The sequence below is a fragment of the Micromonospora sp. AMSO12t genome, assembly GCF_008806585.1.
In the GTDB taxonomy this organism is placed as follows: domain Bacteria; phylum Actinomycetota; class Actinomycetes; order Mycobacteriales; family Micromonosporaceae; genus Micromonospora; species Micromonospora reichwaldensis.
On the sequence record NZ_WAAS01000314.1, the window covers coordinates 1 to 6849 of the forward strand.

The 6849-nt window shown below is 73.7% G+C and carries 8 protein-coding genes; 5 read left to right on the forward strand and 3 right to left on the reverse strand.

The features are described 5' to 3' along the window. Nucleotides 1–28 precede the first annotated feature (28 nt). Nucleotides 29–1228, reverse strand: coding sequence for an RtcB family protein (locus F6X68_RS28905; protein ID WP_151457217.1), 1200 nt, complete (start codon nt 1226–1228; stop codon nt 29–31). A 471-nt stretch (nt 1229–1699) separates the two neighbouring features. On the opposite strand from F6X68_RS28905, the gene F6X68_RS28910 reads away from it, so the two are divergent. From F6X68_RS28910 to F6X68_RS28925, 4 genes are read left to right on the forward strand one after another with little or no spacing between them, the layout of a single operon-like run. Further along, nucleotides 1700–2155 carry a helix-turn-helix domain-containing protein gene (locus F6X68_RS28910; protein ID WP_225852487.1) on the forward strand — a complete coding sequence of 152 codons (456 nt, stop codon included), beginning with the start codon at nt 1700–1702 and terminating at the stop codon, nt 2153–2155. After that, nucleotides 2148–2564, forward strand: a complete 417-nt coding sequence (locus F6X68_RS28915; RefSeq protein ID WP_151457218.1) for a DUF4180 domain-containing protein — start codon at nt 2148–2150, stop codon at nt 2562–2564. Before F6X68_RS28910 ends, F6X68_RS28915 begins: the two co-directional genes overlap by 8 nt. A gap of 43 nt (nt 2565–2607) precedes the next feature. Then, nucleotides 2608–3798: a spore photoproduct lyase family protein gene (locus F6X68_RS28920; protein ID WP_225852488.1), complete on the forward strand. Its 1191-nt coding sequence runs from the start codon at nt 2608–2610 to the stop codon at nt 3796–3798. Nucleotides 3799–3820: 22 nt separating this feature from the next. Continuing rightward, a complete protein-coding gene (locus tag F6X68_RS28925) occupies nt 3821–4603 on the forward strand; it encodes an alpha/beta hydrolase family protein (RefSeq protein ID WP_151457219.1) in 783 nt (260 codons plus the stop codon). A gap of 59 nt (nt 4604–4662) precedes the next feature. Here F6X68_RS28925 and F6X68_RS28930 read toward each other — a convergent pair whose 3' ends face one another. After that, nucleotides 4663–5169, reverse strand: coding sequence for a DinB family protein (locus F6X68_RS28930; protein ID WP_151457220.1), 507 nt, complete (start codon nt 5167–5169; stop codon nt 4663–4665). Between the two features lie 183 nt (nt 5170–5352). Here F6X68_RS28930 and F6X68_RS28935 point away from each other — a divergent pair, with 183 nt between their 5' ends. Next, on the forward strand, nt 5353–6489 hold the full coding sequence (locus tag F6X68_RS28935) for an acyl-CoA dehydrogenase family protein (protein WP_370519004.1): 1137 nt from the start codon (nt 5353–5355) through the stop codon (nt 6487–6489). A 58-nt stretch (nt 6490–6547) separates the two neighbouring features. On the opposite strand, the gene F6X68_RS28940 is transcribed toward F6X68_RS28935, so the two are convergent. After that, nucleotides 6548–6849 (reverse strand): M15 family metallopeptidase (locus F6X68_RS28940; RefSeq protein WP_151457222.1); only part of this gene is annotated, 302 nt, incomplete at its 5' end.

Here is a 6849-nt window from a genome sequence, read left to right on the forward strand (position 1 = left end):
CCCACCCCTCCGGGGCGCCGGTCGGCGGTCATCCCTTCACGCACACCACCTGCTTGAGGTGCGCCACCACCTCGACCAGGTCCTCCTGCTGCGCCATCACCTGGGTGATGTCCTTGTACGCCCCGGGGATCTCGTCGACCACGCCGGCGTCCTTGCGGCACTCCACGCCGGCGGTCTGCGCGACCAGGTCGGCGGTGCTGTACGTGCGCTTCGCCTGCGCCCGCGACATCCGCCGCCCCGCCCCGTGCGAGGCGGAGCAGTACGCGTCCGGGTTCCCCTTGCCCCGCACGACGTACGAGCCGGTGCCCATCGATCCCGGGATGATGCCCAGGTCCCCCCGACCGGCCCGGATCGCCCCCTTGCGGGTGACCAGCACGTCGACGCCGTCGTAGCTCTCCTCCGCCACGTAGTTGTGGTGGCAGCTGATCGGCTCGTCGAAGCCGACGTGCGGGAACTGCTCCCGCACCACTCCGCAGAGCAGGGCGAGCATGACCGCCCGGTTGCGCCGCGCGTACTCCTGCGCCCACCACAGGTCCCGGCGGTAGGCGTCCATCTCCGGCGTGCCGGCGAGGAACACCGCGAGGTCGCGGTCGGGCAGGTCGGTGTTGTGCGGCAGCCGCCGGGCGACCGCGATGTGCCGCTCCGCCAGCTCCTTGCCGATGTTGCGCGAGCCGGAGTGCAGCATGAGCCACACCCGTCCCTCGTCGGCGCCGCCCTGCTCCAGGCAGACCTCGATGAAGTGGTTGCCGCCGCCGAGCGTGCCCAGCTGCCGCTGGGCCCGCGTCTCCAGCTGCGCCACCCGCCGGTCGAGGCCCGCGAACCGGCGCCAGAAGTCGTCCCAGCCGGCCTGCTCCAGGCCCCGGACCCGGCGCGGGTCGACCGGCTTCTCCCGCTGGTTGAACCCGACCGGGATCGTGGCCTCGATCGCCGAGCGCAGCCCGGCCAGGTCGTCCGGGAGGTCGGCGGCGGTCAGCGAGGTGCGCACCGCGGACATGCCGCAGCCGATGTCGACGCCGACCGCCGCCGGCGAGACGGCCTGCCGCATCGCGATGACCGAGCCGACCGTGGCGCCCTTGCCGAAGTGCACGTCGGGCATGACCGCGACGCCCTCCACCCACGGCAGCGCGCCGATGTTGCGCAGTTGCTGGGCGGCCTGCGGCTCGATGCCGTACGGGTCGGTCCAGACCCGGACCGGCGCGCGGGTGCCCGCGAGCGGGGTGTAGCTCATCGTCGTCTCCTCGTGTCGGGGGCTGGTCGCCGCCGTCACGGCGGGACCGGAAGGGATCGGGTGACGTCGCCGGGGCGCGGCCGGGACGGGGACGGACGGCGATCGGGAGGACGAAAAAGCCGCCCGGCCCCGGTGGGGTGGGCGGCTGCGCGTACGCGCCGGCGCTAGACGCGCCGCCACCCCCGTTGCCGCCCCTGTTCGGGACGTCGCCGCCCGCAGGATCGTGTGCCCGTGAGTAGCGGGGCAGCACCGCGCGACGTCGGCCACACGGCGTCGGTGCGGGTGCGCTGCGACACGGCGTACTCCCCTGGGTCGTCCGGTTGACCTTGCGCCGATGACGGTAGGCGGGCCGCGACGGTGGCCGCAATGGATATTCGCGTTCCGTCCGACGACCCGCACCGGGCCGCGGGAACGACGTCCGAGTCACGGCTACTTCCCCATCCTTCCCTGTCTGCACTAGGGTAGGGAACGATGAGTGAGGAAATGTACTCGGTGGAGCAGGTGGCCGAGCGGCTGGGCCTGCACGTGCGCACCGTCCGGGGCTACATCCGCGCCGGTCGGCTCAGGGCGGTGCGGATCGGCAAGCAGTACCGGATCGCCCGCGCCGACCTCGACGCGCTGACCGGTCGGTCGGCCCCCGCCCGTCCCGCCGTCGGTACGGCGGTGGAGGTGTCGAGCATCCTGCAGATCGACGGCGTCGACCGGGCCGCGGCCGACCGGCTGGCCACGCTCGTCCTGGCCACGGCGAACACCACCCACCACCCCGCGCACCCGCTGCGCATCCAGACCGTCCACGACGAGGAGCGGAACCGCATGAAGATCGTGATCCTGGGCGGAGCCTCGGCCACCGCCGAGGTGCTGCACCTGGTCGACGCCGTGCTCGACGGCGACAACGGCCTGCTCACCAGGGAGGCCGGCGATGCCTGACGTCATCCAGGAGCGGGCCGGGGTGCCGGTGCTGGTGTGCGACCCGGACGGCCCGCCGGTGACCACCGAGCAGGACGCGCTGGACCTGATCGGCTCGGCCTTCCTCGGCGCCCAGGTGGTGGCCGTGCCGGTGCGCCGGCTGGACGCCTCCTTCTTCTCCCTCGGCACCCGCTTCGCCGGCGAGGTCATGCAGAAGTTCGTCAACTACCGGCTGCGCCTGGTCGTCGTGGGCGACATCGGCCCGCACCTCGCGGCCAGTTCGGCCCTGCGCGCCCTCGTGCACGAGTCGAACCGCTCCGGCCACGTGTGGTTCGTCCCCGACCTCGACGCCCTCGACGCCCGCCTGGCGCCGGCGCCGGGACCCGGTGGGGCCGCCCCCGGGCCGGGCGGGGCGCCGGCGCGCGGCTGACCGCCCCGGGGTTGTCGGCGCGCGGGACGGGTAACCGGCGCGGATGAGGCCGGAGGCCGAGCCGGTGGACGTCGACGAGCCGCTGGCCGTCGATGTACCGCCCGCGCCGCACGACGCCAGCGGCGAGTGCGTGCCGACCCGCGACCTGGCCGGGCTGGCGCCACCGGCGCGGCCGGCGCGGCGGTGGCTGCCGCGCCGGGTGGTCGCCACGCCGGCCGCGCTGGACCACCCGCACGGCCGGCGCGTGGCCCGGCGCGTCGAGGCCCTGGGCATCGAGGTCGAGCGGCTGCGCGCCAACCGGCTCACCGGCATCCGCGGGGACACCGAGCGGGAGACGTACGCGCGGGCGAAGGCGACCATGGCGCTCGTGGTCAGCCCGCCGTCGCGCCGGAAGCTGCAACCCATCGCGCCCAGCGCGGACTGGCGCTTCGACCTGGCGGAGGGCTGCCCGGCCCACTGCCAGTACTGCTACCTCGCCGGCTCGCTGTCGGGGCCACCGGTGACGCGGGTGTACGCCGACCTGGACGACATCCTCGCCGGCCTCGCGGACTACGCCGGGCGGGGCACGGTGACCAGCCGCAGCGCCGAGCGGGCCGCCGAGGGCACCACCTTCGAGGCGTCCTGCTACACGGACCCGCTGGCCCTGGAGCACCTCACCGGCAGCTGGCGCCGGGCGGTGGAGCACTTCGCCGGCTGGGACGCCCCGGTGCAGCTGCGCTGGACCACCAAGTACGCCGACGTGGACACGTTCGTGGGGCTGCCGCACGCCGGGCGCACCCGGGTCCGGTTCAGCGTCAACTGCCGCCCGGTCAGCGAGCGGATGGAGGGCGGCACGGCGTCGGTGCCGCACCGGCTGGCGGCGCTGCGCCGGCTCGCCCTCGACGGTTACCCGGTGGGGTTGACCGTCGCGCCGATCATGCCGCTGCCCGGCTGGCGGGAGCACTACGGCGAGCTGCTCGACGCGGTCGCGGGCGCGGTCGCCGGGGTGCCGGGGCTCGACCTGACCGCCGAGCTGATCACCCACCGGTTCACCCCGGGCAGCAAGGAGGTGCTGCTCGGCTGGTACCCGCGCACGAGGCTGGAGATGGACGAGTCCGCCCGCAGCCGCAGGTACGGCAGGTTCGGCGCCGTGAAGTACGTCTACCCGCGCGACACGATGGCCGAGCTGCGCACCTGGTTCGACCGCGAGCTGGCCGCCCGGCTGCCTGCCTGCCGGGTCCTCTACTGGACGTGAGGATCAGCTACGGTCGACGACCGTGGCCCTGATGCGTGTCGACTTCCACTCCGAGGTGCTCGGTCTCGGCACCTCCATGACCGTGATCCTGCCGCAGCACACCTCCTCGCAGGTCGGCATGTCCGGTAGCGCCCCGCCGGGCGACCCGCCCGTGCTCTACCTGCTGCACGGGTTGTCCGACGACGACACGATCTGGCTGCGCCGCACCTCGATTGAGCGGTACGTGGCGCCGCTCGGCCTGGCCGTGGTGATGCCCCAGGTCGGGCGCAGCTTCTACAGCGACGAGGAGCACGGCAACCGGTACTGGACCTTCCTCACCGACGAGCTGCCCCGGCTGTGCCACGGATTCTTCCGGCTCTCGACGCGTCGGGAGGACACCTTCGTCGCCGGGCTCTCGATGGGCGGCTACGGGGCGCTGAAGTGGGCGCTGCGCGACCCGGGCCGGTTCGCGGCGGCGGCGAGCCTCTCCGGCGCGCTCGACGTGGCCACCCGCCGCCACCATCCGACCGCGCCCCTCGACCCCGGCGTCTGGCACACCGCCTTCGGCGAGCGCACCGTCGCGGGCAGCGACGACGATGTCCTCGCCCTGCTCGGCAGGACCACGGGCGCCGACCTGCCCGCGCTGCGCGTCGCCTGCGGCACCGAGGACTTCCTGTACGAGGACAACCTGACCTTCGTCACGGCGGCCCGCGAGCGCGGCGTCCCGCTCACCGTGGACTTCTCCCCCGGCGCGCACGACTGGGCGTACTGGGACGCGAAGATCCAGGACGTGCTGGCCTGGTTGCCGCTGCGCACGGGCGGCTGACCCGGCGGCCGGTCGCCGGGTGCCGGCTGAGCGGTGCCGGTGGCCGGGCGGCCCGGCGCTCAGGCCCCGACGGTGCCGTCGACGCCCTCGCGCAGGAGGTCGGCGTGGCCGTTGTGGCGGGCGTACTCGTGGATCAGGTGCAGCATCACCAGGCGCAGGGACACGTCCTCGCCGGATCTGGCGTGGTGGCCGGTCACGTCGAGCGACTCGGCCTCGCGCTCGATGCGACGGGAGTGCGCGACCTCCCGCTGCCAGGCGTCGAACGCCTCGGCGCGGGTGGCGCCGCTCGCGTCGTACGCCACCTGGAAGTCGCCCGAGTCCGACCAGACCAGCGGCACGTCCTCGCCGTCGATGGTCCGGCGGAACCAGGCCCGCTCCACCTCCGCCATGTGCCGGACCAGACCGAGCAGCGACAGCGTGGACGGGGGCATCGACTGCCGGCGCAGGTCCTCGTCGGACAGCCCGTCGCACTTCATCGCGAGGGTCGCCCGGTGGTAGTCGAGGAAGGCGCGCAGCATCTCGCGCTCGTCCCCGGTGACGGGCGGCCCGATCCGTTCGGTGGCCACGACCCACTCCCCCCCCCTCGCGTGACGGCACACCCGCCGTCCGACGGTCGCTCGTCTCCGAGCCGGAACGTCCGATCATGCCCGACGTCGCCGGCCCGCGTAGCGTGGGCACGCAGCCGCACGCCCGGGAGGAAACCAACCGTGACCCTGTCCACCCCCGCGACCGCGCTCGCGTACTTCGGCATCGACGCCCTGATCGACGACGACACCCGAGACCTCCAAACCGCCGTGCGCGGCTTCGTCGACCGACGGGTCCGCCCGGAGATCGCCACCTGGTACGAGCAGGGCCGCCTGCCCGTGCGGGAACTCGCCCGCGAACTCGGTGCACTCGGCGTGCTCGGCATGCACCTGCGGGGCTACGGCTGCGCCGGCACCTCCGCCGTCGCGTACGGGCTGGCCTGCTTCGAGCTGGAGGCGGGCGACTCGGGGCTGCGCTCCCTGGTGTCGGTGCAGGGATCGCTCGCCATGTACGCCATCTGGCGGTTCGGCTCCGAGGAGCAGAAGCAGCAGTGGCTGCCCCGGATGGCGGCCGGCGAGGCCATCGGCTGCTTCGGCCTGACCGAACCGGACTTCGGCTCCGACCCGGCCGGCATGCGGACCCGGGCCCGCCGCGACGGGGACGACTGGGTGCTCGACGGCACCAAGATGTGGATCACCAACGGCTCCGTCGCGGATGTCGCCGTGGTGTGGGCCCGCACCGACGAGGGCGTACGCGGTTTCCTCGTCCCCGCCGGCACCCCCGGCTTCACCGCCCCGGAGATCACCCGCAAGCTCTCCCTGCGCGCCTCGGTGACCTCGGAACTCGTCCTCGACGACGTGCGGCTGCCCGCCGACGCGATGCTGCCGGAGGCCACCGGCCTGTCCGGGCCGCTGACGTGTCTCAACGAGGCCCGCTTCGGCATCGTCTTCGGGGCGCTGGGCGCGGCCCACGACTGCCTGGAGACGACGATCGCGTACGCCCGCAGCCGGCAGATCTTCGACAAGCCGCTCGCCGCGTACCAGGCCACCCAGCTCAAGCTCGCCGACATGGGGCTGGAGCTGGGCAAGGGGATGCTGCTGGCGTTGCAGATCGGCGCGCTGAAGGACGCCGGCACCCTCGACCACCGGCAGATCAGCCTGGGCAAGCTCAACAGCGTGCGGGAGGCCATCGCCATCGCCCGCGAGTGCCGCGCCATCCTGGGCGCGGCCGGGATCACCCTCGACTACCCGGTCATCCGGCACTCGGCCAACCTCGAGTCCGTGCTCACCTACGAGGGCACGTCCGAGGTGCATCAGCTGATCATCGGACAGGTGCTGACCGGCCACGCCGCCTTCAAGTGAGCGTCACGCCGGGCCGGGAGCGCCAGCCGGGTCGGGTGCGTCAGCCGGGTCGGGTGCGTCAGCCGCCCACGGGTTCGGCCGAGGAGCGGGCCACCGGCAGGTCGAAGTACGTGTCCGGCCAGGGTTCGTCGCGGTAGCGGTAGTGCCACCACTCGCGGTCGTAGTTGACGAAGCCGCCGTCGGTCATCAGCTGCCGCAGCAGCCGCCGGTTGTCCCGGGCCACGCCGGTGACCTGGGGTGAGTCGGTGTGCGCGAGCGGGTCGAAGCAGTCGAAGCCGGTGCCCATGTCGACGCCGTTGTCCGGGAACCGCTGCCCCTTCGCAGCGGTGCAGGAGACCAGGGGCCGGCCCGGGGCGTACG